The sequence below is a fragment of the Stenotrophomonas sp. P5_A8 genome (assembly GCF_056400545.1).
Genome location: NZ_JBFULB010000591.1, coordinates 1 through 993, shown reverse-complemented (window position 1 = coordinate 993; position 993 = coordinate 1). Strand labels below are relative to the sequence as shown.

The window sequence follows — 993 nt, the reverse complement described above, 5'->3', positions numbered from 1 at the left end:
GGATGCCGCTGTAGTGACGGGTGATCCAGCCACCCTTGAAGCGCCCGTTGCGCACGTGGGGCAGGCCACTGATCCGGCACAGGTTCTCCACCACGTCGCTGAGCGTGTTGTCGCAGGAGGTGTCCACGGTACCGGACGGACCGGCGGTACCCAGGTTGAACTGCGGCAGTTCGCCGTCGAACAGGTGCGGGATGTGTGAGCGGATCGAGTGTGCGTCATACACCACCACGGTGCCGTGGCGCTGGCGCAGCCGCGCGATCTGCGCGGCCAGGACATCGTGGTAGGGCGCAAAATACGTGTCGCGACGGCGCGCGATTTCCGCCTCGTCCGGTTCCATGCCCGCGTGGTACAGCGGCTGGTTGTCGAAGGTGGTCAGCGGGCACAGCCCGGTGGTGTTCTGCCCGGGATACAGCGACACGCCGCTGGGATCGCGGTTGAGGTCGATCACCGAACGCGAAATCGCCGAGCGCACCGTGGTGGCGCCCATGCCGCGCGCGAAGTCGTACAGATCGTGCACCCACCAGTCGGTATCGCGCCGGGCCAGCCACGGCGAGTGGTAACGGTCGATCAGGTCGTGCGGCAGCTCGCTGCCGGTGTGCGGAAAGCTGACGATCAATGGCGCCTCGCCTTCGTGCACCTGCAACCATTCCGGGTGCAGGGTCATGCCAGCGGCTCCACCTGCGGCAGCAGGTGCGTCAGGCCTTCGGCCACCGCGCCGCTGCGGACCAGCGTGGTGGCGGCCACCATGTCCGGATGGAAATAGCGATCGTCCTGCAGCGTCGGCACCTGCGCGCGCAGGCGCGCACGCACGGTTTCCAGCGCGTCGCTGGAACGCAGCGGGGCGTGGAAATCACAGCCCTGCGCGGCAGCCAGCAGTTCGATGCCGACCACGTTGGCCGCGTTCTCGGCCATCGCCAGCAGCCGACGCGCGCCATGTGCGGCCATCGATACATGGTCTTCCTGGTTGGCCGAGGTCGGGAGCGAAGCAAAGCT

At 67.6% G+C, this 993-nt stretch carries 2 protein-coding genes; both read right to left on the bottom strand.

The genetic code is table 11. The annotated features are described in order from the left end of the window. A partial coding sequence (gene hutG, locus AC1DQP_RS20895) for an N-formylglutamate deformylase (RefSeq protein ID WP_478052485.1) occupies positions 1–664 on the bottom strand: 664 nt, incomplete at its 3' end. Next, on the bottom strand, positions 661–993 hold a 333-nt coding region (locus AC1DQP_RS20890; protein WP_478052484.1), incomplete at its 5' end, for an aromatic amino acid lyase. The genes AC1DQP_RS20890 and hutG, both read right to left, overlap by 4 nt.